Raw genomic sequence first — 22,582 nt, 5'->3', positions numbered from 1 at the left:
GGGGCGTGCGACTGACGCCTGTGACCTGGGAACGGCTGACCGAGGCTGTCGTGGACCGCGTGCTGGAGCTGAAGCCCGACGACTGCGGCGAGCGTCCCAGGGTCGCGATCGACGGGGCCCCGGCCACGCGCCCGGACGCGCTGGGGGAGGCGCTGGCGCAGGCGCTGCGGCTCAGTGGCCGGCCGGTCGTGCGGGTGCGGGCGCAGACCTTCTGGCGGCCCGCCTCGCAGCGCTACGAAACGGGGCGCCACGACTCCGACGCCTACTACGAGCGCTGGCTGGACACCGGGGCCCTGTGGCGGGAGGTCTTCGATCCGCTCGCGCCCGGAGGCACCGGGCGGGTGCTGCCCTCGTTGCGGGACCCGGTGACCGACCGTGCGACGCGGGCCGGGTACGAGGAACTCCCGCCCGGGGGCGTGCTGTTGCTGGAGGGCGCGCTCCTGCAGGGTTACGGCTTCCCCTTCGACCTCTGCGTCCACCTGCGGATGTCGGGGGCGGCCCTGGCCCGCCGCACACCGCAGGACGAGCGCTGGACGCTCCCGGCGTACGCCCGCTACGAGCAGGAGACGGCGCCCGGGGAGACCGCGGACGTCCTGGTGCACACCGACGACCCGCGGCACCCGGCCTGGACCGGGTGACCCGGCGGCCCTTGCCGCCGTACCGCCGTGACCGTTACCGTCGCGGACCACCATGACTGTCGCCATCGCTCCGCTGACCACCGAGCACGTCCCCGAGGCAGCGGCCCTCCTCGACCGCTGGCACGCCAGGGCCCGCAAGGCGCTGCCCCACCAGTCCGGCCGGACCACCGCGCCGCCGCCGGGTGAGGAACTGCTGGGCAAGATCCTGGCCGAGCCGCGCGTGGAGGCCGTCCTCGCCCGGGGCGGTGACGGGGCGCTCACCGGCTACCTCGCCGCGACCCCGCTCGACCTCGCGGAGGACGACCGCGCGGGCTTGCGCGCCCACCCGCGCTCCGCGCTGGTCTCGTACGGGGGGCACGCGCTGCGCGGCGGCCGGGACGGGGTGCGGGAGGACGTGCTGCGCGGGCTGTACGCGGCGGTGGCCGCGCGCCTGGTCGCGGAGCGCCGGCCGGTGCACTACGTGGACCTCCCCGCCGACGAGGCGGTCGCCTCGGCCTGGTTCCGCTCCGGCTTCGGTCTGGAGCGGGTGCGGGGCCTGATGGCGGTGCGGCCGCGCGGGCGGCAGCCGCGCGGTGTGGACGCGCTGTCGGTGCGCCGCGCGGGGCCCGGCGACCTGGACCGGATCGGGCGGATGGCGGTGGAGGCGGCACGCGCGGACCGCGGGACTGCGGTGTTCCGGCCGCAGCCCGAGGGGGCGTTGGCGAGGCTGCGGACGCACTACGCGCCCGCACTGGCCGATGCGCGCTGCGGGGCGTGGGTCGCCGCCCGCAGGGGCGAGGAGATCGGCATGGTGGTGCTGACACCGGCGGCGCCGGGCCCCGTCGTGCCCGACGGGTGCGTGGAACTGGCCGAGGCGTACGTGACCCAGGCCGCGCGGGGCGAGGGCATCAGCCGGGTGCTGCTCGCGACGGCGCTGGCGTGGGCGTACGACAGCGGCTACCGGCACATCACGGCCAGTTGGCCGGCGCTTTCGCCGGTGTCGGCGGCGCACTGGCCGGAGGTGGGCTTCCGGCCCGTGGCGTACCGGCTGCAGCGGGTGCTGGACCCACGCATGTGCGGGACACCACAACGTTGACAAGTTTGAGTGGCACGAAGCACTCCTCTTTCACTGTTAAACTAGTTTCAGATCGCCCGGCGGACCCAGGAGCGTCCGCGGCGAACCCCCAGCTGCCCCGGCCAGATCCCCCCGTCCTGGCCGGGGCTTCCCTTTGTTTTTGGTCTAGACATGACCAACTCATGGGAGTACCTTCGCTGTTGGTCTAGACCTAGTGCCTGCGGGCTGCGCACTGCTCTCAGAACTCCCCCACGTTCTCCGAGGAGCGAAGCATGCACAGGAAATTCGGCGCCGTCGTCGTCGGCCTGGGCCTCGTCGGGCTGTCCGTGCTCGGCACCGGCAGCGCCTGGAGCCACGGCTACACCGACGCCCCGATCAGCCGTCAGAAGCTCTGCGCCAACGGCACCGTGACCAACTGCGGCGACATCCAGTGGGAGCCGCAGAGCGTCGAGGGCCCCAAGGGCTTCCCGTCCTCCGGCCCGTCCGACGGCACCCTCTGTGCCGGCGGCAACAGCCGGTTCGCCCAGCTCGACGACCCGCGCGGCGGCACCGGCTGGCCCACCACGAAGGTGACGTCCGGTCAAAACTACAGCTTCCGGTGGCAGTTCACCGCCTCGCACGCCACCAGCGACTTCAAGTACTACATCACCAAGCAGGGCTTCGACCCCAGCCGGCCGCTCACCCGCTCCGCGCTGACCCTGACACCGTTCCTGACCGTCAACTACAACGGCGCCCGGCCGCCCGCCACGGTCACCCACCAGGGCACCATGCCCAGCAGGACCGGACGGCACATCATCTTGGCCGTCTGGTCCGTGGCGGACACCGGCAACGCCTTCTACGCCTGCTCCGACGTGCAGTTCTGACCCTCCGGAGCGGGCCGGCGGCCGAGCAGCCGCTCCTGTACGGCGTCGGCGGCACCGCCGCCGGCGCCCGACCGCTCCGTGCCGCCCGTGCCGCCCGTGCCGCCGGTGCGGGCGGTGCGGGCGGCACGGACCCGTGTCCCGCCGTCCACCACCAGCTCGGCGCCGGTGACCCAGGCCGCCTCGTCGGAGGCGAGCCAGCGCACGGCCCGGGCGACGTCGCCGGGTTCGCCGATCCGTCCCATCGGCAGCGCGGCGGCGATCGCGCGCTCGGCGTCCTGCCACACGAAGCGCGCCATCTCGGTGCGCACCAGGCCGGGGGAGACCGCGTTGACCCGCACCGCCGGGCCGAGTTCGCCCGCGAGCTGCGCCGTCAGGTGCAGCAGCGCCGCCTTGCTGGTGCCGTAGGCGCCGACGTTCGGCCCGACGTGCCCGGCGCCCTCGGTGCAGACGTTGACCACCGCGCCGCCGTGCTCGCGCATCCAGGCCCGCCACGCCAGCTGGGTCAGCCGCAGGGGCGCCTCGACGTTGACCGCGAACGCGGCCCGCCACTGGTCCGGGTCGGCCTCCACGAGCGGCCCGTACGGGCGGTTGGTGGCGGCGTTGTTGACCAGGACGTCCAGGCCGCCGAGCGCGCGCACCGCGAGCGCCGCGCACTGCGCGAGGTGGCCGGGGTCGGCGACCGTCCCGGCCAGGGTGGCCACGGTGTGCCCGGCGGCGCGCAGCCGCCCGGCCGCCGCCTCCAGCCGGACCGGGTCGCGGGCGGTCAGCAGGATGCGCGCGCCCGCGGCGGCCAGTTCCGCGGCGACGGCCAGCCCGATCCCGCCGGACGCGCCGGTGACCAGCGCCGCGCGTCCGGCGAGGGGGAGGGGTTCCGTCATGAGGTGACCCTGTCATGACGGTCCGTCAGTTTCCAGTGCGCCGATCTGAGTTCAGGGGCGCGGCGGTCAGCGGGTCAGCTGAACGGGTGGTCAGGGGGTCAGCGTCCACTTCTGGTTGGCGCCGCCGGTGCAGGTCCACAACTGGAGCCGGGTGCCGTTGGCGGAGTTGTTGCCGGTGACGTCGAGGCACTTGTTCGCCTGCGGGTTGACGATGTCGCGCGCACCGGAGAGGACCCACTTCTGGTTGGTGCCGCCGCCGCAGTCCCACAGCTGCAGCTGGGATCCGTCGGCGGTGCCGAAGTCCTTGACGTCCAGGCACTTGCCCAGGGCGCGCAGGGTGCCGTCGGAGGCCGCGGTCCACTGCTGGGCGGCGGTGCCGTTGCAGTCGTAGAGCTGGACGGGGGTGCCGTTGGCGGGGTTGGCCCCGGCGACGTCGACGCACTTGCCGGCCAGGCCCGTGATGCGGCCCGTCGTGCCGCCCCCGCCCCCGCCGTCGGAGGTGGTGACGCGGACGTAGTCGACGACCAGCTGCTGCGGGAAGGCGGTGCTGCCGTCGGGGTCGCCCGGCCAGTAGCCGCCCACCGCGAGGTTGAGGATGACGAAGAACGGCTTGTTGAACACCCACGGGCGGCCGCCGAGGTCGGCCGGGGTGCGCCGCTGGTAGACGGTGCCGTCGACGGACCAGCTGATGGCGTCCGGGCTCCAGTCGACGGCGAAGGTGTGGAACGCGTCGGCGAAGGCCTGGCCGCCCGGCAGGGTGTAGCCCGCCCCGATGCCGCCGGAGCCGAAGTAGTCAGGGCCGTGGATCGTGCCGTGGACGGTGCCGGGCTCGAAGCCGACGTTTTCCATGATGTCGATCTCGCCGCTGGCCGGCCAGCCGACGTTGCCGATGTCGTTGCCCAGCATCCAGAACGCGGGCCACATGCCCTGGCCGCGCGGGATCTTCATCCGGGTCTCGACGTGGCCGTAGGTGGTGGTGAAGCGGCCCGAGGTGTTGAGCCGGGCGGAGGTGTACTGGCAACTGCCGTACCAGCACTGGTAACCGGCGGGGTTCTCCCTGCGGGCGGTGATGACGAGGTGGCCCTGGCCGTCGAGGGCCGCGTTGCGGTTCCCGGCGGTGTAGTACTGCCGTTCGTGGTTGTTGACGTTGTCGCCGGTCTCGATCTGCCACTTGCCGCCGTCGACGGCGCTGCCGGCCGCGCCGTCGAACTCGTCGGCGAAGGTGGTGACCGCGGCGGTGGCGGCGGGGGCCGCGGGGAGGGGATGGCCGGTGGGGCCGGTGGTGGTGAGGGCGGCGAGGGCAAGGAGCCCGGCGGTGGCGGCGGTGAGCAGGCCGCGGGCGCGCACGCGTCGGCGCGGGCGGGGGCGTGGGGGGAGTGCCTTCACAGGGGCGCTGCCTTTCGGGGCGGTCGTGGGGGTGACGGACGGAGGGCCGGGTGTGGTAGCGCTAGTCATGCACCTGACATTTCTTGCACCCTCGTGCGTGGGGGCACGGGATCCCCGTCCGGGTGAGTTCAAGACTTAGTTCACGCCGTGATTGAACTGCCGCCCCCAGGCGCCGTCAAGAGGTCTGGACCAAGAAGGGCGGGCGGGGCCGTGCGGAGCCCCGCCCGGTCCCGCCCGCCCCTGCCGGCGCCGCGGCGCGTCACGTGCCGGGCTTGCGCCCGTACACGTACACGTCGTCGCCGTTCTTCAGCAGGCTCCAGTACTTCTTGGCGTCCCCGCTGCGCATGTTCACGCAGCCGTGCGACCCCGGCGGCGACCACACGCTGCCCGCGATCGAATGGAACGCCTGCCCGCCGTCGAAGAACTGGCTGTAGGGCATGGCCACGTTGTAGAGCGTCGACCAGTGGTCCTTGTGGCGCCAGTAGACCTTCTTGGCACCGGTGCGCGTCTCGTAGCCGTTGCGGCCCGTCCGCACCGGGACCGGCCCGAACTTCAGCTTCTTGCCGTCCTGTATCCAGCTCAGCTGCCGCGTGAGGTCCACGCACGCGATCCGCCCCTTGTTCGTGGGGCACTTGCCGGCCTTGTTGGGATTGCTGCCCGCGGCCTTCTGGGCGTTCATGATCTTCATGACGCCCCAGGTCACCGGGCCCGCGTAGCCGATGTTCGGGGATATCCCGTTCTTCGTCTGGAAGGCGCGTATCGCCTTGCAGTCGGCCGCCGACTGCTTCCCGTCCACCGGCCGCCCCAGGAACTTCTCCACTTGCTTCTGGTACGGCCCCTTGCTCGTCGTGCACGACGACGCGGCCTGCGCCGTGCCGCCCCCCGCCACGACCGGTGTCACGGCCATCACCGCCACCGCGAGGGCGGCCCCCGCCCGGCGTCCCGCTGACGCTCCCGCTCTCATCGCTTCCCCTTCCCCGTCGAGGCCGTCGCGCGACGACCTCACCCCCTAGGACACGCGGGAGGCACCGGAGGTTGCGGAACGACCGGTGCGGGAAAGGGAGATGGCGGGCCGTCAGCCGTGCGCGGCGCCGTCCAGGGCCTCGCGGACGATGCGTACGGCCTCCTCCGTGTCGGCGCGCGACACGTCCAGGTGGAAGACGAAGCGCAGCCGTCCGGGGTAGCCGGCGCAGTGCAGTCCGCGCCGCGCGAGGCGCTCCTGCACCTCCTCGGCGGACAGCCCCGGCGCCGGCTCGGCGAAGACCATGTTGGTCTGGGAGTCGCCCACGACCAGACCGGGCATGTCCTTGATCCCCTCCGCGAACAGCGCGGCGTTCGCGTGGTCCTCGGCGAGCCGCGCCACCTGGTGCTCCAGCGCGTACAGGGCGCCCGCCGCGATGATGCCCGCCTGCCGCATCCCGCCGCCGAGCGCCTTGCGCCAGCGCAGCGCCCGCGCCACGAACTCCCGGCTGCCCAGGAGCGCGGAGCCGACCGGTGCGCCCAGGCCCTTGCTGAAGCAGACCGAGACGCTGTCGAAGTAGCCGGCGATCAGCCGCGCCTGCTCGTACGGGTCGCCGCCCGCGGCGACCGCCGCGTTGAACAGCCGGGCCCCGTCCAGGTGCGTGGCCAGCCCGTGCTCACGCGCCAGCCCGGTCGCGGTCCGCAGGTAGTCCGTGGGGACGACCCGGCCGCCGATGGTGTTCTCCAGGCACAGCAGCCGGGTGCGCGGGAAGTGCGGGTCGTCGGGCTTCACCGCGGCCGCGATGTCGGCCGGGTCCAGCGTCCCGTCCTCCCGGTGGGGCAGCGGCTGCGGCTGGATCCCGCCGAGCACGGCACCGCCGCCGCCCTCCCAGCGGTACACATGCGCCGACTGCCCGGCGATGTACTCGTCACCGCGGCCGCAGTGCGTCAGCAGCGCGCACAGGTTGCTCTGCGTCCCGGACGAGACGAACAGCGCGGCCTCGAAGCCGAGCCGCTCCGCGATCCGGTCCTGGAGGGCGCGCACGGTGGGGTCGTCGGCGAAGACGTCGTCGCCCACCTCGGCCTCCGCCATGGCGCGGCGCATGTCCGCGCCGGGCCCCGTGACGGTGTCGCTGCGCAGGTCGATGACCCGTCCGGGCTGCTCATCGGTGACATCAGTGATCGGCATGCGTTCACCCTGCCATGCCCGCCCTTCGGTAGGATCGTCGGGTGAATTCCCACTGGCACGTCGTCCTTCCGCCGCTGTGCGCCTGACCGGGCGCACTCACTGACGACTCGGACCCCCACCCCCGGCAGGCCGCCCGGCCGCCAGGGGCAGGTGTGGTGCGCCCGTTCCGGATCCGTTTCCTCCGATTCGTGACGAAAGGCCATCTCCGTGCCGGACAGCACCCCCTCCCTCGCCCCCGCACGCCCGCTCGCGCCCGGCGCCGTCGGCCCCCGGCCGCGGTTCGTCCAGGGCGCGCTGCCGATCCTCGCCGCCGCCCTGCTGTGGGGCACCACCGGCACCGCCGCGTCCTTCGCGCCCGCCGGTGCCCCGCCCGCCGCGGTCGGAAGTGCCGGACTCACCCTCGGCGGGCTCCTGCTGCTGGCCGGGGCCAAGGGAGCGCGGACCCTGCTACGCACCGCGGGGCGCGGTGGAGGAGCCCTGCTCGCCGTCGGCGCCCTCGCCGTCGCCGGTTACCCGCTCTCCTTCTACCCGGCGGTCTCGCGTACCGGGGTCGCCGTGGCCACCGTCATCGCCCTGGGCAGCGCGCCCGTCTTCACCGGGCTGCTGGCCTGGGCGGTGGGCCTGCACCGCCCGAGCCGCCGGTGGGCCGCCGCGACGGCCGTGGCCGTCCCCGGCTGCGGGCTGCTGGTGCTCGGCGGCGCGGACGCCGGTCCCGCCGCGCGCACGGACGCCGCGGGGGTGGCACTGGCGGCGCTGGCCGGGCTCTCGTACGCGGTGTACTCCCTGGTCGGCGGGCACTTCATCGGACGCGGGCAGGCGCCGGGCGCCGTGATGGGAGTGCTCTTCGGGTCCGCCGGTCTGCTGACCCTCCCGGTGGTGCTCGCCGCGGGCGTGGTGTGGCTCGGCACGCCGAGGGGCGCCGCGGTGGTCCTGCACCTGGCGGTGCTGACGACCTTCCTGGCCTACCGGCTGTTCGGGCGCGGACTGCGGCACACACCGGCCTCGGCCGCGACCACGCTCACCCTCGCCGAGCCCGCCGTGGCCGCCCTGCTCGGGGTGGCCGTCCTCGGGGAGCGGCCCACGCCGCTGTCCTGGGCGGGGCTGGCCGTCCTCGTCCTCGCCCTGGCGGTGCTGTCCCGCAGGGATCGCTGACGGACGGACGGGCGGACGGCGCGGGTCCGCGCCGGCGGTTCACTTGGGCGGGATGTCGTCCATGCGCTCGCCCTCCGCCTGGGAGGGGGTCGTCCGGGGAACGTCCGGGTGGATCTCCATCGTGCTTCGCTCGGCGTCGTCGTAGATCCGTTCGCCCTCCGCCTGGGAGGGGGTCTCGGCGTAGAGGTACGGATCGGCGTCCGAGGACGTGGACTTCATGGCGGACCTCCTACGGTCGCTGCCTCCATCCTGCTCCCTCAGGCCCGGCGGGGCGAGACCAGGAGGAACGCCCGCCGCCGCCGGTCGTGGTGGAGGGTGCACTGCCAGCCGTACCCCTCCAGGACGCCCTGGCACCGGGCCAGCTCGGCCTCGGCCGTGCCGGGGGCGTCCCCGGCGGGGGAGTGCCAGGACACCTCGGCGACCCCGCTCTGGGCGGCGGGCGCGACGGCGTAGCCGGCGGCCGGGGGACGCCCGGCGGTGCCGCGCGCGGACGGTGGCCTCCCGGCCGCCTCCAGGGCCAGGGCCACCGCGTGGACGTGGCGCTCGCGTTCCCAGGGCGCGGGCCGCGTGGTGTCGCCGTCCTGCAGGACGCGGCGGATCTCCAGCAGCCCCGACCAGGCCGATGCGACCTCGGCGGCGCGACCGGGGGCGGGGGCTCCCGTGCCGTGCCCGTCGTCGGCCGCGAAGCCGCGCTCGGCGGGCTCCTGGCGAGGTTCCGGCTCCGTCCCGGGCGTCGCCCCGGTGTGCGGGTGGGGGAGCTCCACGCGCGCCAGTTCCGCGCGCACCCGGCGGCCCTCCTGGGTGAGGTACCAGCCGCCGGTGCGGCCGTACCGCACGGCGAGGCCCTGCCTGGCCAGCGCCGCGCAGGTCGGTTCGCGCGCGCCCAACTGCCCGGTGTTGGCGTCGGACTCCAGCAGGGCTCGGCGCTGCACGGCGGTCAGGGTCATGCGACGACCCTATGAGCCGGACGCGGGGCCCTGGAATGCCCTACACTCAAATTCGAGCAGTTGTTCGAACGAGGTGGAGGCGGGCAGACCATGGTCGAGGCCGAGCCGCACCAGGACCCCGGGCCCTGCGTGCTCTACATCCGCTGCGGCGGGACCGACCCGGCGACGCTCGCGGCGCTGGCCGGGCTCGTCGGCCAGTTCACCCCCGTCGTCCGCGCCGAGCCGCCGGACGCGGTCGTGGCCGACGTGCGCTCCGCGGTGAGCTTCTACGGGCTGCTGCCCGAGCAGCTCGCCCTCATGATCAGCACCCGGGCCTCCGCCCTGTACGACGTGGGCCTCACGATCGGCGTCGCCGGGAGCCGCACGGTCGCCGCCATGGCCGCGTACGACGTCCTGGTCGGCCGGATCCGGGCCGTCGACTCCGACTCGCGGGCCGTCGCCGACTTCCTGCGCGCCAAGCCGGTCGCGGCGCTGCCCGGGATCACGGCGGAGGCCGTCCGTGCGCTGGTCGCGGCCGGGCTGGACACCGTCGGCAGGGTCGCCGCCGCGCCGCTGCCCGACGTCCAGGCGATCCTCGGCGCCGCTCCCGGACGCGGCGTGTGGGAACGCGCGCACGGTCTCGACCCCGCCCCGATCACCCCCGAGCACCCGCCCGGCTCGCTCGCCGCCGACCGCCTGTTCACCGCCGACGCCACCGACCGGGGCGCGCTGAGCCGCGCCGTCCTCGAACTCGGGCTCGGTCTCGGCGACCGGCTGCGCAGCACCGGACGCACCGCCACCGGCCTCACCCTGACCGTGCGGCTCGCCGGCGGCTCGTCCGTCAGCCGCAGCCGCACCCTGCCGGAGCCCACCTCCGACCCCGGTGAACTCGCCGAGGCCGCCTACGCCATGCACGAGGCCCTCGGCCCGCACGGCGACCCCGTGCGCGCAGTGGCCCTGCGGGCCGAGGGGCTGTCCGCCGCCGACCCGCGGCGGTCCCGTCCCGTGCCGGTGGGGGCGGTCCGGGGCCGGGCCGTGCTGCCGTCGACCTTCGCCGATCCGCCCGCGCCGGGCCCCGCTCAGGAGGAGCGCCGGCTGTCCTCGTGAAGCGCCTCCAGCACGGCGGCCATCACCTCTGCGCCGTCCAGCGGACGCGGCAGCGGGCCGCGCCGGGCCCGCGCCATGTCCGCGAAGCACGCGTCGCACACGGCGAGCGGGAGGTGGCGGATACCGCAGTCGCGGACGGTGTCGTCCTCCCGCCCGCAGACATCGCACCCCGAGGATGTCGCCATGTGTTCGATGGTGCCCCGTCCCGGCGTTTCGCGACAGGGCGCGACCGAATGGCGACGTGTCGTCAGCAACCCCTCGGCCGTGGGTACTTGAGCTGGTACGGGGCTGCGTCGTGATCACGGGCAGGGCGCCGGTTGCGAGGTGGGAGGGACGGGATGAGGGTGGGAAGGGGGAACATCCGATCGAGATCCGAACGGAGCTTCTCATGCAAGCGAGGAAGACCGAACTTTACGCGCGTGACCTGACGGAAGCGCGCTGGGTCAAGAGCAGCAAGAGCCCCTACCGGACGGACTGCGTGGAGGTCGCGGAGCTCGCCGACGGAGCCGTCGCGATCCGCGACTCGAACAACAGCGACCTGCCACCGCTGCGGTTCACCGCGCAGGAGTGGACGGCGTTCCGGGAGGGCGTGCGCGACGGCGAGTTCGGCTAGGGCTCATCGCGTCCCACCCCGCTTGACGGGCCGGCCCGCCGAGGCCGGTCGACCGCCCTGGTGAGCGGGCCCGTCAAGCCGGGATCGCCGACGGCTCCGTTGCCCCCCGGGGGCGGCGGCCGCACCCGCATGGTTGCGCGGAGGCAGGGGTCGGAGTGAGGGTGGGGAGGGAACATCCGCACGAACCTCGAACGGAGGTTCTCATGCGAACGAGAAAGGCCGACCTCTACGCGCGGGACCTGAGGGAAGCGCGCTGGGTCAAGAGCAGCAAGAGCGGCTACCTGCCGGAGTGCGTCGAGGTGGCGGACCTCGGCGGTGGAGCCGTCGCCATCCGTGATTCCGAGAACAGGGACCTGCCGCCCCTGCGCTTCACCGCGCAGGAGTGGACGGCGTTCCGGGAGGGTGTGCGCGAGGGCGAGTTCGGTTAGCACCCGGCACGTTCCTCGGTGCCCGGCGGGCCGGCGGACCGGCCCGCCGAACCGTGTCAGCCGTCGCCCAGCACCCGGAGCGTCTGAGCCCGCAGCGCGCACGCGACCGTGCCCTCGCGGGTGCGCCGCAGCTGTGGTTCCGTCGCCGGGTGCCGCCCGGAGATCAGGTCGACGATGCGGTACGCCGTCTCCTCGTCCTCCGCGGCGATGCACACCAGGACCGTGCCGCGGTCCGCCTCCTGCTCCGCCATGGGCGCCTCCTCCGTCGTAGAGCCATCCCCGTGGACGCCTCGGAAGACCGCGCGGCCCCCGCCCCGGTTCTGCACCGGGGGCCGGTTCACCCGCACGAAGCACCTCGGGGTGCGCGGGGCTTACGATGAGGGGCCGGCAGCCCGTACCCGGAGAGGAAGCCTTGGCCAAGCAACGGATTCCGGTCGTCGTCATCGCGGGATTCCTGGGCTCGGGAAAGACCACGCTCCTCAACCACCTCCTGCGCAACAGCGGCGGTACCCGCATCGGCGCGATCGTCAACGACTTCGGCAGCATCAACATCGACGCGCTCTCCGTCGCCGGCCAGGTCGACTCCATGGTCGCCCTCGACAACGGCTGCCTGTGCTGTGCCGTGGACGCCACGGAGATGGACGACATGCTCGCCAGGCTCTCCCGTCCGCAGGCCCGCATCGACGTCATCGTCATCGAGGCGAGCGGTCTCGCCGAGCCCCAGGGCATGATCCGGCTGCTGCTGGCCAGTACCGACACCGCCATCACCTACGGCGGGCTGGTCGAGGTCGTCGACGCCGCCGAGTACGAGGCGGTACGCGCCCGGCACCCCGAACTCGACCGCCATGTGCGGGCCGCCGACCTCGTCGTCCTGAACAAGACCGACCGCGTCGGCGCCGCCGGCCGTGAACGGGTCCGCGAGGCACTGGCCGCCGTGGCCCCCGGAACACCGCTGGTCGAGGCCGCCCACGGCCGTGTGGACCCCGCCCTGCTCTTCGAGCCCCGGCCGCGCGCGGCCGACGGCACGGCCGCCCGCCAGCTGTCGTTCGACGAGCTGTACGCGGACGACGGGCACGAGCACCACGCGGACGGCGACCACACCGGCCATCTCCACGCGGCGTACGACAGCGTGGAGTTCACCTCCGAGGCGCCGCTGCACCCGCGCCGGCTGATGGAGTTCCTCGACGGCAGGCCCGCGGGCCTGTACCGGATGAAGGGCTTCCTGCGCTTCGCCGCACCGGCCCACGAGCAGAAGTACACCCTGCACTCCGTCGGCGGCTTCCTGCGCTTCCTGCCGTCCGTCTGGTCCCGGGACGAGTCCCGCGCCACCCGGCTGGTGATGATCGGTGCGGGCCTCGACGCGGCCGCCCTGCGCAAGGGCCTCGACGCCTGCGTCGCCGACCCTGGCGAGGAACTCCCCGCCGACGCCATGTTCGGCGTCCTGCGCTACGTCCGTCCCTGACGCCCCCTGCCCGAGGCCGCCCGCCGGGCGGCGGCGCAGCCGCACAGCACGGCGGCGGTGAGCGGCACCATCGTCGCCAGGACCGCCGCCGCCCGCGCCCCGGGACGGCGGTCCGTGGCCATGTGAGTCCCCCACGCAGTCCGCACCACGCCCACCACCTGCCCCGGGCTGCCCGCGTGGCGCACCTTCACCGGCTCCGGTGACGGATCCCGGCCCGTGACGGCCTCCAGCGGCACGCCCGTGCACTGCATGGGGGCGCGGCCGCGTTCGGGGCGCTGCTCGCACCCGGTCAGCACCATGCGTACCTCGCGGCCGATCACCCCGGTCTCGTACGCACCGTGGGCCGCGGTGAAGGCGGTCACCGCCAGCAGGAACACGGTCAGCAGCGACCACGCCACGGCCGCAGCCGCGGCGGCGCCCCGGGTGCGCCGCTTGGTGATCACACCCTCAGCGTAGGACGGCCCGGCTCAGTCGAAGGCGACCACCAGCCGGACGCCGTCCGGGCCGAAGCGGCCCGCAAGTGCCTCCATCACGGCGAAGACATGGGGCCAGTGCGTGCCCTCGCCCAGGACCAGGCCCGCGGTCAGCGGCTCGTAACGGCATTCCCCCGCCGGACCGCTCCAGGTGAACCCGTGCGTGGCGCCGTCCAGTTCGGGCGGCCGCGGCCCCACGGCCGCGACCACGTCCGGCGGCCACACGGCCGGTACGAAGCACCGGCAGGGCGGTCCCGGCTGCGACGGCCGCCGCCACGTCACCCGGCCCACGAAGTGCTCGGGGACGGCTGCCCGGTCGGCGGCGGCGAGCTCGGTCCAGGTGACCCAGCCGGCCCCGTCCATGGCCCCGGACTCCACCCACGGCGCGAGCCCCTCGCGGAAGCGGCCGGACAGGTCCTCCGGCAGGCCCCGGCCCGCCGCGAGGGGGCGGAACCCGAGGGTGTTGCGCACCCCGAAGAGGTAGCCGAAGGAGGCGTAGTCGACCTCATGCCAGCGGATGGCGGAACTCGATGCCGCCGTGGATGTCCGTTCCCACGGCTCCGCACCGTACAGGCGTCCGGGGGAAGGCGCGCGCCAATTGCCTGTCGGGACGACGGGGCCCGCCGGGATCACAGGGCTCATCGGCCGCGCAGGCCGCCGGCCGTCGTGCCGGTGCGGTCGCGGAGCAGGACGCGCAGGGTGTTGGCGTGCTCGTAGCCCACGCGGCGGGCGACGACCTCGACGGGGAGGTCGGTGGTGCGCAGCAGGTGCGTGGCCTGCTCGACGCGCAGGTCCTGCACGAAACGGACCGGGGACACGCCCAGGACCCGCCGCACGGCCCGCTGCAGGGTCCGCTCGCCGACCCCCAGGGCGCGGGCCGCCTCGGCGATGCTGATGGGCTCCTCCAGACGCAGCCGCACCCAGCGCTCGAAGCCGGCCACCGTCGGATCGGCCTGGGCCAGGGCGCTGGGGATGGTGTACGCCGACTGCGACGGGCGCTCGTCCACGACCAGGTAGCGGGCGACCAGATCGGCCAGTGCCGGGCTGGACATGCGCACCACCGCCAGCGCCAGGTCGACGTGGCCGAAGGCCGCGCCCGCCGTCGTGACCCCGTCGCAACTGGTCACCATGCGGGTCTCGTCGACCGTGACGGCCGGGTAGCGCTGCCGGAAGACCGGGGCCAGCCACCAGCTGGTCGTGGCGCGCCGCCCGTCCAGCACCCCGGACTCGGCGAGCAGGAAGGTGCCCGTGCAGGCCGAGGCGACGGGCCTGCCGCGCTCGCGCGTGGCCGCCACCAGACGGCGCACGGCGGCCGTGCCTGGCCCCGAGACGCGCTCCACGAGGGCGTCCGGCCGGCGCTCCGCGAGTGCCGGGACGAGCAGCAGATCCGCCCCCGCGGCCTCGCCGGCCGGTGCCGCCGCCACCGTGTGCCCGGCGCCGGTGCGGACCCGGCGGCGCGGGCCGACCGTCGTCACGTTCCAGGCGGGCGGCGGCTGCGGGAGCTCGCCGCGCATCGCGTTGGCCGCCTCGAGGACGTCGAGGACCGCCGAGAGACCGGAGTCGAACACACCGTCGTACGCCACCACTGCCACGTCCATGACGGAAACGGTATCGAACACGTCGTTTCCGACGCTGGGGGCAGGGGTGCCGCGCGGCATAGGTTTCCGGTGTCCGGCCGGACGACGTCCACCACCGCACGACCACCGAGACGGAGCACACGATGACGAAGACCGGCCTGCTGGCCCGCATCGAGGCCAGGCCGGAGCACGCGGAGGAGGTCGCGGCCATGCTGCGCGACGCACTGGCGGCGGCCCGGGAGGAGGAGCACACCGTCACCTGGTTCGCGTTCCGCGAGGACGCCACCACCTTCGGCGTCTTCGACACCTTCGAGGACGAGGCGGGCCGCGCCGGCCACCTGTCGGGCCGCATCGCCGCCGCCCTGGCGGAGGCGGCGAAGACGAAGCTCGGCTCGCCGCCGGACATCCGCGCGGTGGACGTCCTGGCGGCCAAGCTGCCCTGACGCCCATCGGCGCCCCGGACCGTGGGAAGGAACTGGTCATGAGCGAGACCGAGCCCCGCACCACCGTCGTGAATCTCAAGGGCCACCGCGACGACCCCGCGTACGCGGACGTCGTCTACGTGGGCCGCCCGACGCACCGCGGCGGCTGGCACCTGGCCGGCTCCCCGCTGGCCAGCCCCTACCGCCCGGGGCGGGACGGCACCCGCCAGGAGGTCCTCGACAAGTACCGCGAACACCTGCTGGGCCGCCCCGACCTGCTCGCGATGCTGCCCGCGCTGCGCGGCCGCAGGCTGGGCTGCTGGTGCCTGCCCGAGCCGTGCCACGCGCAGGTCATCGCGGAACTCGCCGACGCGTCCTGACCGCCGCCCCTCCCGGTACGGCCGGCCGGACGCGTGTCCCGATCCGAGGGTCGCGCGTCCGTCCGGCATCCGGCGGGGACCGCCGCCGCGTCCGACGATGGATCCAACGGCACCGGGCGGCCCGCCCGGACGCCGCCGGAACCGGAAACCTGTCAGGAGATTCGACGTGGCTGAAATCATCGCGGACATCGAGGTGCCCGGCACCCTGCTCGTGACGGAGGCGACCGAACTGGTGCGCAAGGCCGCCGACCCGGTGGTCTTCCACCACTCCCGCCGGGTGTACTTCTGGGCGTCGATGCGCGGCCGCAACCGCGGGTGGGACTTCGACCCCGAGCTGCTGTACGTTGGCGCCCTCTTCCACGACCTCGGACTGACCGACACCTACGCCCGTACCGACCAGCGCTTCGAGATCGACGGCGCCGACGAGGCCCGCCGCTTCCTGCTGGAGCACGACGTCCCCGAGGACCGCGCGCGGGTGGTGTGGGAGGCGATCGCCCTGCACACCACGCCGGAGATCCCGTGGCACATGGCGCCCGAGATCGCCCTGGTCACCTCGGGGGTCGAGGTCGACGTCCTCGGCATCGGGTACGACGAGATCACGCCGCAGGAGCGCGAGGCGGTCGTCGCCGTCCACCCGCGGCCCGACTTCAAGAACAACATCCTCAAGGAGTTCACCCACGGCATCGCGCCGCGCCCCGGCACGACGTTCGGCAACGTCAAGGCCGACGTCCTGGAGCGCTTCGTACCGGGCTTCGTCCGCGGGAACTTCGTGGACACCATCCTGCAGTCGCCCTGGGCGGAGTGACCCGGCCGGAGGCAGCCACAGCGGCCGGGCGGCCGGGGCGGGCCGCCCGCTCACCCCTCCCGGCTGCCGTGCGGCCGGGTGGTGCGGAAGCGGTCACGGTACGCCCCCGGGCTGACGCCCAGACGGCGCCGGAACGCCCGGCGCATCGTCTCCTCCGACCCGAAACCGCTGCGCCGGGCCACCACGTCGAGGGCGTCGTCGCCCGCCTCCAGCAGCGCCTGGGCGGCCTCGACGCGGACGCGTTCCACGTACTCCGAGGCCGTGCCGCCCGTCTCGGTGCGGAACAGCCGGGTCAGATGACGTGAACTCACCCCCGCCCGCGCCGCCAGCGCGGGCAGGCCGTGGTCCCCCGAGGGATCGGCGGCCACCTGGTCGAGCACCCCGCGCAGCACCGAGTGCGCGGGGTGCCGCGGGCTCTGCCGCACGCTGAACTGCGACTGGCCGCCCGGCCGCGCCATGAAGACCACCAGGAACTTGGCGGCCTTGCGGGCGATGTCCGGCCCGAGGTCGGACTCGACCAGGGACAGGGTCAGGTCGATCCCGGCGCTGATGCCCGCCGAGGTGATGAACCGGCCGTCCCGTACGAAGATCGCGTCGTCGTCCACCTCCACCTTCGGGTAGCGGGCGGCGAGGTCGCCCGCCAGCCGCCAGTGCGTCGCCGCCCGGCGTCCGTCCAGCAGCCCGGTCGCGGCCAGGGGGAAAGCGCCGGCGCAGACCGAGGCGACGGTGCGGGAGCGGTCCGCGAGCCGGGTGATGCCCGCCACGAGCGCGGTGTCGGAGACCGCCGCCCACCAGTCGGGACGCCCGGGGATGACGAGGGTGTCGACCGGGAAGTCCACCTCGTCCAGCGACAGGTCCGGCATGAGCCGCAGCCCCGCGGTGGTGGTCACGGGCCCGCCGTCCGGCGAGACGGTGCTCATCGCGTAGTGGGCGCCGTACTCGTTCGCCGCCGCGTACACGTCCAGCGGGCCGGTCACGTCCATCAGCTGCAGTCCGTCGAACAGCAGCACCAGGACGCGGTGCGGCGGGACGGCGGGGGAGGTCCCGGAGGGCTTGTGCGGGTTCACGCGGTCACTCTCGTTCCTCGGGGTGCGGGCCGGCGTCCAACGGGACCGGCGCGGACACCCATGTGGCCTGCATCCCGGGGACGTTGGGCCGGCCCGGTCCTGTCCGGTCCTTCATTGTCGCCCCTGCGCGTGCGCCTACGACGCCGGGCTGGTGACCCCCGCGACGGGCCGCTGGAGCGGGGCGAGGTGCCGCGTGGTCACCACGCGGCGGCCGCGCTCGTCGTCGTGGATGCACGTGGACCCGGCCAGCCGGCGCACGATCTCCAGACCGCGGCCGTGCTCGTCCGGCGGGGTGCTGTCCGGGGAGGTCCCGTCGTGGTGCCGGGCCGCGCCGCTGTCGGTGACGGTGATGACCAGGCCGTCGTCGTGCATGCACAGCCGGACCGACATCTGCGCCCTGCCGTGGCGCGCGGCGTTCGCCGCGAGCTCGTCGACGATCAGCTCGGCGGCGATGCGGTCCTCCGCGGTCAGTCCCCACAGGCCCAGCAACTCGGACGTGAAGTGCCGCGCGGCGCCCACGTAGGCGGGCTCCGCCGGCTGCACGAGTTCCGCCGAGCGGGTGGGGGTCGTGTCACCGCACATGACGTGTGGGCCCTTCATGGCTGAGGCCGCGGTCCCGGCGGCCGCGGGGTCGCCCCACTGGCCACGCCGCCTTGCGGCACACCGCGACGTCGGCCTCCCTTTCGGCCGCCGTGCCGGGCGCCGCTCCCGTCCCCCCACGCGGATAGCGTGGACGTGTGCGTCTTCTTGTGATGTCCGATACACACCTGCCCAAACGTGCCAAGGAGCTTCCGGCCGAACTACTCGACCGGATTTCCGAGGCCGACGCCGTCCTCCACGCCGGCGACTGGGTCGACGCGGCGACCCTCGACCTGCTGCAGGCGCGGTCCCGCCGGGTGATCGGCGTGTACGGCAACAACGACGGCGCCGACCTGCGCGCGCGGCTGCCCGAGGTCGCCCGGGCGGAGCTGGGCGGGCTGCGCTTCGGCGTGGTGCACGACAGCGGCCCTGCCCAGGGGCGCGAACGCCGCTGCGAGGAGCGCTTCCCCGACCTGGACGTCCTGGTCTTCGGGCACAGCCACATCCCCTGGGACAGCACGGCGCCGGGCGGGCTGCGGCTGCTCAACCCCGGATCGCCGACCGACCGCAGGCGTCAGCCGTACGGCACCTACCTCACCGCCGAGGCGGCCGGAGGCGCGCTGACCCAGGTGCGGCTGCACGAACTGCCGCGACGCTGACCCGCGCGGCGACGGTCCGGCTCAGTGCTCGAGCGCCGGGTCGCCGGCCGGCCGGACCGCGCCCGAGGGCTCGGAGACCCGGACCGCCCCGGGAGCCTGCGCGGCCTCCGCCTCCCGCTCCCGCGCCTGCGTCCCGGTGGCGGCGTCCGCGGGCGGCAGCAGCGCCATGACGGCCTGGCGGTGCCCGTCGCTGGCGTCCTCGTCGAAGGGGTCCGGGGTCGCCGGCACCTGCACCCGGAGCACCGGCCCCGAGCCCAGCCGCACGTAGCCGCGCCCCGGCGGCACCTCCGCGGCGGACGTGGAGCACTGCGGCGCGCCGAGCACCGCCTGGGTCTGCTCCGCGGTGACCGCGCCCAGCAGCACCCGGGCCCTGGTGTGGGCGATGACGACCGGGGAGAGCGCCTCGGCGCCGTCGAGGTGGTCGGCGACGACGACGGTCACCCCGGCCGCGCGGCCGTGCCGCAGCGGGATGTCCAGCAACTCCTGCGGGTCGGGGCGGCTCTCGGCGTGCGCGAGCTGGCTGAGCACGGTCGGCCGGTCGACGAGGATCCACAAGGGGCGCCGTACGTCGTCGGGGGCGGTACGCCCCGCCTGCCGGGCCCGGTTGACGGCGATCAGACGGCGCTCGGTCTCGTGCGCCGCCCACTCCAGGGTGGCCAGCGTGCCCGCCAGGCCGCTCTCGACGGCCATCACCCCGGGCCGTCCGGTCAGGCACGCGTGCTCGCCGGTCCCGCTGCCGTCCACGACCACGAGGTCGCCCTCCGGCAGCACCTGGAGCGCGATGGAGCGCAGCAGCGTGGTGGTGCCCGTGCCGGGCTGGCCGAGGGCGAGCAGGTGCGGCTCGGTGGAGCGTGGGCCGGTGCGCCACACGACCGGGGGCGCGTCCCTGACCTCCTCGCCGTCCTCGACCGGGACGGTGCGCTGCACCGCCTCCGGGTCGGTGAAGCCGAGCACCGTCTCGCCCGGGGAGGTGACGAAACGCTGTGCGGCGATGCCCGTGGGCAGCGGGGGGAGCGAGGTGAGGGTGAGGTGGTTCTCCTCCTCGTTCCACTCGAAGCGGTACTCGCGGCCGCGCCCCACCTTGGCGTGCAGCACGTGCTCCACGCGGGCCCTGGCCGTGGCCTCGCCGTCGGTGAAGTAGGCGGGGTACTTGAGGTGCAGGCGGACCAGCCGCCCGTCCTCGAAGGCGTAGTCGCCGAAGGCGTTCTCCCAGCTGCCGTCGTGGGCGTAGATCGGGCTGGGGTCGTCGGCGACGGACAGGTACGGCACCAGGGCCTCGTACAGCGCGGTCAGCCGGTCGCTCTCCGCGCCGCTCGGTCCGGTCGGGGCGGGTGTGCGGTCCCGGCCCATCCAGCCGGCGGAACCCATCCAGGCGGCGAACATCAGGTAGGCCCCGTAGGGCAGCAGGACCAGGACGAGGAACCCGGCTCCCACGGAGGCCATCAGCGCCGGTCCGCGCCGGTCCTTGGGCGTGCTGCCCCACCAATCGCGCGCCCAGCCGGCCTGGCGGCGCAGCCCGCGCGCGATGACGAAGAGCGGGTGGAGGACGTCCGTGGTGCTGTCGACGGCGGCCCGCGCGAGCTCACGGCCGCGGGTGAGCGAGGGGCGGCTGCTCAGGAGGGCGGAGAGGGGACGCCGGACCACGGGGAGCTCCAGAGGATCGTTGCGGGGACGGTACGACGGAACGGAACGGGAAGGGCCCGGAGCGGAGCGGCGCCGGGCCCGGTGGATCGGCCGTGCGGGACGGCCTAGAACTTGATCCCGCCCAGGAGGCTCGCCAGGCTCGCCCCGCCGGCCTTGATGCTCGGGGCGATGGCGGTGCCCGCGAGGTAGAAGCCGAAGAGGGCGCAGACGAGCGCGTGGGACGCCTTGAGCCCGTCCTTGCGGAAGAACAGGAAGACGATGATGCCGAGCAGGACGACGCCTGAGATGGACAGGATCATGGGGGCTACTCCTGTGTGATGGGGACTGTCACCATGAGTTGTTCCAGAATTACAGATAGTAATATGTTCTGAAAAGAGGCAAATGGGTGATTTATAGGGAAGTTCACCTGTTCAGCTTCGCTGAACTGTCTTCCGGGGTGATCCTCGCCGGTCGTCCGGCGTGTCATGTGGCAGGCCCCGCCGACGGAGCAGCGAAGTCGCCCGTTCGAGTGATCAAAATCGTTAAGCTTCGGCCATGGCTTCTCGTGCGGTCCGCGCCCCCCGAGCCGGCGTGCACCGGCGGCACGCCCGGCAGGGCCAGGGCGGTGGGGGCCGCTTAGGGTGGATCACAGGCGGTCCCGCCCGCGCACGGCGAGCAGCCACGCCTAGTGAGGAACGATGAGCGAGCCGACCCCGCAGAACGACCCGGCCCAGGACCCCGAAGTCCTGCGACTCGCCGCCGAACTCTTCGACCTCGCCCGCCGGGGAGGCACGGAGACCCTGACGGCGTACGTGGACGCCGGGGTGCCGGCCAACCTCACCAACGACAAGGGCGACACCCTCCTCATGCTGGCCGCGTACCACGGCCACGCCGCCACCGTGGCCGCGCTCCTGCGGCACGGTGCCGACCCCGACCGCGCCAACGACCGCGGCCAGACGCCGCTGGCCGGTGCCGTCTTCAAGGGCGAGGACGAGGTGGTCCGCCTCCTCGTCGACGGCGGCGCCGACCCCGCCGCGGGCACCCCCTCGGCCATCGACACCGCCCGCATGTTCGGCCAGGACGCGCTCCTGGAACTCTTCGGCGCCGCATGACCCCCGGGCGCGCCACAACCACCGCCGCACCCACGATGAAGAGAAGTGGACCCATGACGGAAACCGACAGCTGGAACAACCCGCTGCGCGATCCATCCGACCGGCGGCTGCCGCGCATCGCGGGACCGTCCGGGCTGGTGATCTTCGGTGTGACGGGCGACCTGTCCCGCAAGAAGCTGATGCCTGCCGTGTACGACCTGGCCAACCGCGGGTTGCTGCCGCCGGGCTTCTCGCTCGTCGGCTTCGCCCGCCGCGACTGGGCGGACGAGGACTTCGCCCAGGTCGTCCACGACGCGGTCAAGGAGCACGCGCGCACCCCCTTCCGCGAGGAGGTCTGGACGGAACTGGCCGCCGGAATGCGCTTCGTGCCCGGCGACTTCGGCGACGACGACGCCTTCGACGCCCTCCGCGCGACCGTGGAGGAACTGGACAAGGCCCGGGGCACCAGCGGCAACTTCGCCTTCTACCTCTCGGTGCCGCCCAAGTTCTTCCCGACCGTGGTCCAGCAGCTGAAGAAGCACGGGCTGTCCGACCCGCCCGAGGGCTCCTGGCGACGCGCCGTCATCGAGAAGCCCTTCGGTCACGACCTGGCCAGCGCCCAGGAGCTCAACCAGGTCGTCCACCAGGTCTTCCCGCCCGCCGAGGTCTTCCGGATCGACCACTACCTGGGCAAGGAGACGGTCCAGAACATCCTGGCGCTGCGGTTCGCCAACACGATGTTCGAGCCGCTGTGGAACCGTTCCTACGTCGACCACGTGCAGATCACGATGGCCGAGGACATCGGCATCGGCGGCCGCGCGGGCTACTACGACGGGATCGGCGCCGCGCGCGACGTCATCCAGAACCACCTGCTCCAACTCCTCGCGCTGACCGCCATGGAGGAGCCCGCCTCCTTCGAGGCCAAGTCGCTGGTGCAGGAGAAGCTCAAGGTGCTGCAGGCGGTCAAGCTGCCGTCGGACCTCGGCAGGCACACGGTGCGCGGGCAGTACGCGCACGGCTGGCAGGGCGGGGAGGAGGTGCTCGGGTACCTGGAGGAGGACGGCATCGACGCCAAGTCCAAGACCGACACCTACGCCGCCATCAAGCTGGCCATCGACAACCGCCGCTGGGCGGGCGTCCCCTTCTACCTGCGCGCCGGCAAGCGCCTGGGCCGCCGTGTCACCGAGATCGCGGTCGTCTTCCAGCGCGCCCCGCACTCCCCGTTCGACAACACCGCGACCGAGGAGCTC

29 protein-coding genes are annotated in these 22,582 nt (G+C 74.0%); 14 read left to right on the top strand and 15 right to left on the bottom strand.

Annotation, left to right across the window (positions count from 1 at the left end; genetic code table 11):
* Nucleotides 1-5 precede the first annotated feature (5 nt).
* The 3 genes from ABZ312_RS11205 to ABZ312_RS11195 all read left to right on the top strand — a co-directional run bounded on the left by ABZ312_RS11205 (nucleotide 6) and on the right by ABZ312_RS11195 (nucleotide 2,555).
* Nucleotides 6-638 (top strand): nucleoside/nucleotide kinase family protein, encoded by a 633-nt coding sequence (locus tag ABZ312_RS11205; protein ID WP_500437273.1) that lies wholly within the window; start codon nucleotides 6-8, stop codon nucleotides 636-638.
* A gap of 52 nt (nucleotides 639-690) precedes the next feature.
* On the top strand, nucleotides 691-1,713 hold the full coding sequence (locus ABZ312_RS11200) for a GNAT family N-acetyltransferase (protein ID WP_500326914.1): 1,023 nt from the start codon (nucleotides 691-693) through the stop codon (nucleotides 1,711-1,713).
* Between the two features lie 251 nt (nucleotides 1,714-1,964).
* Nucleotides 1,965-2,555, top strand: a complete 591-nt coding sequence (locus tag ABZ312_RS11195; RefSeq protein ID WP_500437271.1) for a lytic polysaccharide monooxygenase auxiliary activity family 9 protein — start codon at nucleotides 1,965-1,967, stop codon at nucleotides 2,553-2,555.
* On the opposite strand, the gene ABZ312_RS11190 is transcribed toward ABZ312_RS11195, so the two are convergent.
* The 4 genes from ABZ312_RS11190 to ltaE all read right to left on the bottom strand — a co-directional run bounded on the left by ABZ312_RS11190 (nucleotide 2,528) and on the right by ltaE (nucleotide 6,968).
* Nucleotides 2,528-3,433, bottom strand: a complete 906-nt coding sequence (locus ABZ312_RS11190; RefSeq protein ID WP_500437269.1) for an SDR family oxidoreductase — start codon at nucleotides 3,431-3,433, stop codon at nucleotides 2,528-2,530. The two genes, ABZ312_RS11195 and ABZ312_RS11190, sit on opposite strands and share 28 nt — an antisense overlap.
* Before the next feature lie 90 nt (nucleotides 3,434-3,523).
* Entirely contained in the window at nucleotides 3,524-4,819 is a 1,296-nt protein-coding gene (locus ABZ312_RS11185; RefSeq protein WP_500437267.1) for an RICIN domain-containing protein, read from the bottom strand.
* 259 nt (nucleotides 4,820-5,078) lie between these two features.
* Nucleotides 5,079-5,783 carry a L,D-transpeptidase family protein gene (locus tag ABZ312_RS11180; protein WP_500437265.1) on the bottom strand — a complete coding sequence of 235 codons (705 nt, stop codon included), beginning with the start codon at nucleotides 5,781-5,783 and terminating at the stop codon, nucleotides 5,079-5,081.
* Between the two features lie 111 nt (nucleotides 5,784-5,894).
* Nucleotides 5,895-6,968 carry a low-specificity L-threonine aldolase gene (ltaE, locus tag ABZ312_RS11175; RefSeq protein WP_500437263.1) on the bottom strand — a complete coding sequence of 358 codons (1,074 nt, stop codon included), beginning with the start codon at nucleotides 6,966-6,968 and terminating at the stop codon, nucleotides 5,895-5,897.
* 207 nt (nucleotides 6,969-7,175) lie between these two features.
* On the opposite strand from ltaE, the gene ABZ312_RS11170 reads away from it, so the two are divergent.
* The gene (locus ABZ312_RS11170) at nucleotides 7,176-8,120 is read left to right on the top strand and encodes a DMT family transporter (protein ID WP_500437261.1); all 945 of its coding nucleotides are present in this window, start codon (nucleotides 7,176-7,178) and stop codon (nucleotides 8,118-8,120) included.
* A 39-nt stretch (nucleotides 8,121-8,159) separates the two neighbouring features.
* Here ABZ312_RS11170 and ABZ312_RS11165 read toward each other — a convergent pair whose 3' ends face one another.
* Nucleotides 8,160-8,339, bottom strand: coding sequence for a hypothetical protein (locus ABZ312_RS11165; protein ID WP_500326924.1), 180 nt, complete (start codon nucleotides 8,337-8,339; stop codon nucleotides 8,160-8,162).
* Nucleotides 8,340-8,377: 38 nt separating this feature from the next.
* Nucleotides 8,378-9,067 (bottom strand): hypothetical protein, encoded by a 690-nt coding sequence (locus tag ABZ312_RS11160; protein WP_500326926.1) that lies wholly within the window; start codon nucleotides 9,065-9,067, stop codon nucleotides 8,378-8,380.
* Nucleotides 9,068-9,157: 90 nt separating this feature from the next.
* On the opposite strand from ABZ312_RS11160, the gene ABZ312_RS11155 reads away from it, so the two are divergent.
* Nucleotides 9,158-10,153, top strand: coding sequence for a DNA polymerase Y family protein (locus ABZ312_RS11155; protein WP_500326928.1), 996 nt, complete (start codon nucleotides 9,158-9,160; stop codon nucleotides 10,151-10,153).
* Here ABZ312_RS11155 and ABZ312_RS11150 read toward each other — a convergent pair.
* Nucleotides 10,126-10,338 (bottom strand): hypothetical protein, encoded by a 213-nt coding sequence (locus ABZ312_RS11150; RefSeq protein WP_500326930.1) that lies wholly within the window; start codon nucleotides 10,336-10,338, stop codon nucleotides 10,126-10,128. The two genes, ABZ312_RS11155 and ABZ312_RS11150, sit on opposite strands and share 28 nt — an antisense overlap.
* Before the next feature lie 203 nt (nucleotides 10,339-10,541).
* Between ABZ312_RS11150 and ABZ312_RS11145 the strand changes: the two genes are divergently transcribed.
* On the top strand, nucleotides 10,542-10,766 hold the full coding sequence (locus ABZ312_RS11145; protein ID WP_500326932.1) for a DUF397 domain-containing protein: 225 nt from the start codon (nucleotides 10,542-10,544) through the stop codon (nucleotides 10,764-10,766).
* A 203-nt stretch (nucleotides 10,767-10,969) separates the two neighbouring features.
* Nucleotides 10,970-11,194 (top strand): DUF397 domain-containing protein, encoded by a 225-nt coding sequence (locus ABZ312_RS11140; RefSeq protein WP_500326934.1) that lies wholly within the window; start codon nucleotides 10,970-10,972, stop codon nucleotides 11,192-11,194.
* A gap of 56 nt (nucleotides 11,195-11,250) precedes the next feature.
* Here ABZ312_RS11140 and ABZ312_RS11135 read toward each other — a convergent pair whose 3' ends face one another.
* Nucleotides 11,251-11,445 carry a hypothetical protein gene (locus ABZ312_RS11135; protein ID WP_500326936.1) on the bottom strand — a complete coding sequence of 65 codons (195 nt, stop codon included), beginning with the start codon at nucleotides 11,443-11,445 and terminating at the stop codon, nucleotides 11,251-11,253.
* A gap of 161 nt (nucleotides 11,446-11,606) precedes the next feature.
* Between ABZ312_RS11135 and ABZ312_RS11130 the strand changes: the two genes are divergently transcribed.
* Nucleotides 11,607-12,656, top strand: a complete 1,050-nt coding sequence (locus ABZ312_RS11130) for a CobW family GTP-binding protein (protein WP_500326938.1) — start codon at nucleotides 11,607-11,609, stop codon at nucleotides 12,654-12,656.
* Here ABZ312_RS11130 and ABZ312_RS11125 read toward each other — a convergent pair.
* From ABZ312_RS11125 to ABZ312_RS11115, 3 genes are read right to left on the bottom strand one after another with little or no spacing between them, the layout of a single operon-like run.
* Nucleotides 12,641-13,099, bottom strand: coding sequence for a hypothetical protein (locus tag ABZ312_RS11125; protein WP_500326940.1), 459 nt, complete (start codon nucleotides 13,097-13,099; stop codon nucleotides 12,641-12,643). The two genes, ABZ312_RS11130 and ABZ312_RS11125, sit on opposite strands and share 16 nt — an antisense overlap.
* A gap of 24 nt (nucleotides 13,100-13,123) precedes the next feature.
* Nucleotides 13,124-13,771 (bottom strand): hypothetical protein, encoded by a 648-nt coding sequence (locus ABZ312_RS11120; RefSeq protein ID WP_500437259.1) that lies wholly within the window; start codon nucleotides 13,769-13,771, stop codon nucleotides 13,124-13,126.
* A complete protein-coding gene (locus tag ABZ312_RS11115) occupies nucleotides 13,768-14,727 on the bottom strand; it encodes a GlxA family transcriptional regulator (RefSeq protein WP_500437257.1) in 960 nt (319 codons plus the stop codon). The genes ABZ312_RS11120 and ABZ312_RS11115 overlap by 4 nt, the downstream gene beginning before the upstream one ends.
* 122 nt (nucleotides 14,728-14,849) lie before the next feature.
* On the opposite strand from ABZ312_RS11115, the gene ABZ312_RS11110 reads away from it, so the two are divergent.
* The 3 genes from ABZ312_RS11110 to ABZ312_RS11100 all read left to right on the top strand — a co-directional run bounded on the left by ABZ312_RS11110 (nucleotide 14,850) and on the right by ABZ312_RS11100 (nucleotide 16,313).
* A complete protein-coding gene (locus ABZ312_RS11110) occupies nucleotides 14,850-15,149 on the top strand; it encodes a putative quinol monooxygenase (protein ID WP_500437255.1) in 300 nt (99 codons plus the stop codon).
* A 38-nt stretch (nucleotides 15,150-15,187) separates the two neighbouring features.
* Nucleotides 15,188-15,508: a DUF4326 domain-containing protein gene (locus tag ABZ312_RS11105; protein ID WP_499510298.1), complete on the top strand. Its 321-nt coding sequence runs from the start codon at nucleotides 15,188-15,190 to the stop codon at nucleotides 15,506-15,508.
* 166 nt (nucleotides 15,509-15,674) lie between these two features.
* Complete coding sequence (locus ABZ312_RS11100) at nucleotides 15,675-16,313, top strand: HD domain-containing protein (RefSeq protein WP_500326947.1); 639 nt, start codon at nucleotides 15,675-15,677, stop codon at nucleotides 16,311-16,313.
* A gap of 50 nt (nucleotides 16,314-16,363) precedes the next feature.
* Here ABZ312_RS11100 and ABZ312_RS11095 read toward each other — a convergent pair whose 3' ends face one another.
* Nucleotides 16,364-17,380, bottom strand: coding sequence for a GlxA family transcriptional regulator (locus tag ABZ312_RS11095; protein ID WP_500326949.1), 1,017 nt, complete (start codon nucleotides 17,378-17,380; stop codon nucleotides 16,364-16,366).
* 135 nt (nucleotides 17,381-17,515) lie between these two features.
* Complete coding sequence (locus ABZ312_RS11090; protein WP_500326950.1) at nucleotides 17,516-17,962, bottom strand: ATP-binding protein; 447 nt, start codon at nucleotides 17,960-17,962, stop codon at nucleotides 17,516-17,518.
* Between the two features lie 155 nt (nucleotides 17,963-18,117).
* Here ABZ312_RS11090 and ABZ312_RS11085 point away from each other — a divergent pair, with 155 nt between their 5' ends.
* Nucleotides 18,118-18,618, top strand: coding sequence for a metallophosphoesterase family protein (locus ABZ312_RS11085; protein ID WP_499510294.1), 501 nt, complete (start codon nucleotides 18,118-18,120; stop codon nucleotides 18,616-18,618).
* A gap of 21 nt (nucleotides 18,619-18,639) precedes the next feature.
* Here the strand turns inward: ABZ312_RS11085 and ABZ312_RS11080 are convergent, their stop codons facing one another.
* Entirely contained in the window at nucleotides 18,640-20,262 is a 1,623-nt protein-coding gene (locus ABZ312_RS11080; RefSeq protein ID WP_500359911.1) for a hypothetical protein, read from the bottom strand.
* A gap of 104 nt (nucleotides 20,263-20,366) precedes the next feature.
* Nucleotides 20,367-20,561, bottom strand: coding sequence for a hypothetical protein (locus ABZ312_RS11075; RefSeq protein ID WP_018534760.1), 195 nt, complete (start codon nucleotides 20,559-20,561; stop codon nucleotides 20,367-20,369).
* A gap of 378 nt (nucleotides 20,562-20,939) precedes the next feature.
* Between ABZ312_RS11075 and ABZ312_RS11070 the strand changes: the two genes are divergently transcribed.
* On the top strand, nucleotides 20,940-21,353 hold the full coding sequence (locus tag ABZ312_RS11070; protein ID WP_500326954.1) for an ankyrin repeat domain-containing protein: 414 nt from the start codon (nucleotides 20,940-20,942) through the stop codon (nucleotides 21,351-21,353).
* 35 nt (nucleotides 21,354-21,388) lie between these two features.
* A partial coding sequence (gene zwf, locus ABZ312_RS11065) for a glucose-6-phosphate dehydrogenase (RefSeq protein WP_500437253.1) occupies nucleotides 21,389-22,582 on the top strand: 1,194 nt, incomplete at its 3' end.

It is taken from the genome of Streptomyces sp. NPDC006207 (genome assembly GCF_040613835.1).
Classification (GTDB): Bacteria; Actinomycetota; Actinomycetes; order Streptomycetales; family Streptomycetaceae; genus Actinacidiphila.
This window is presented reverse-complemented; position numbering and strand designations above follow the sequence as displayed.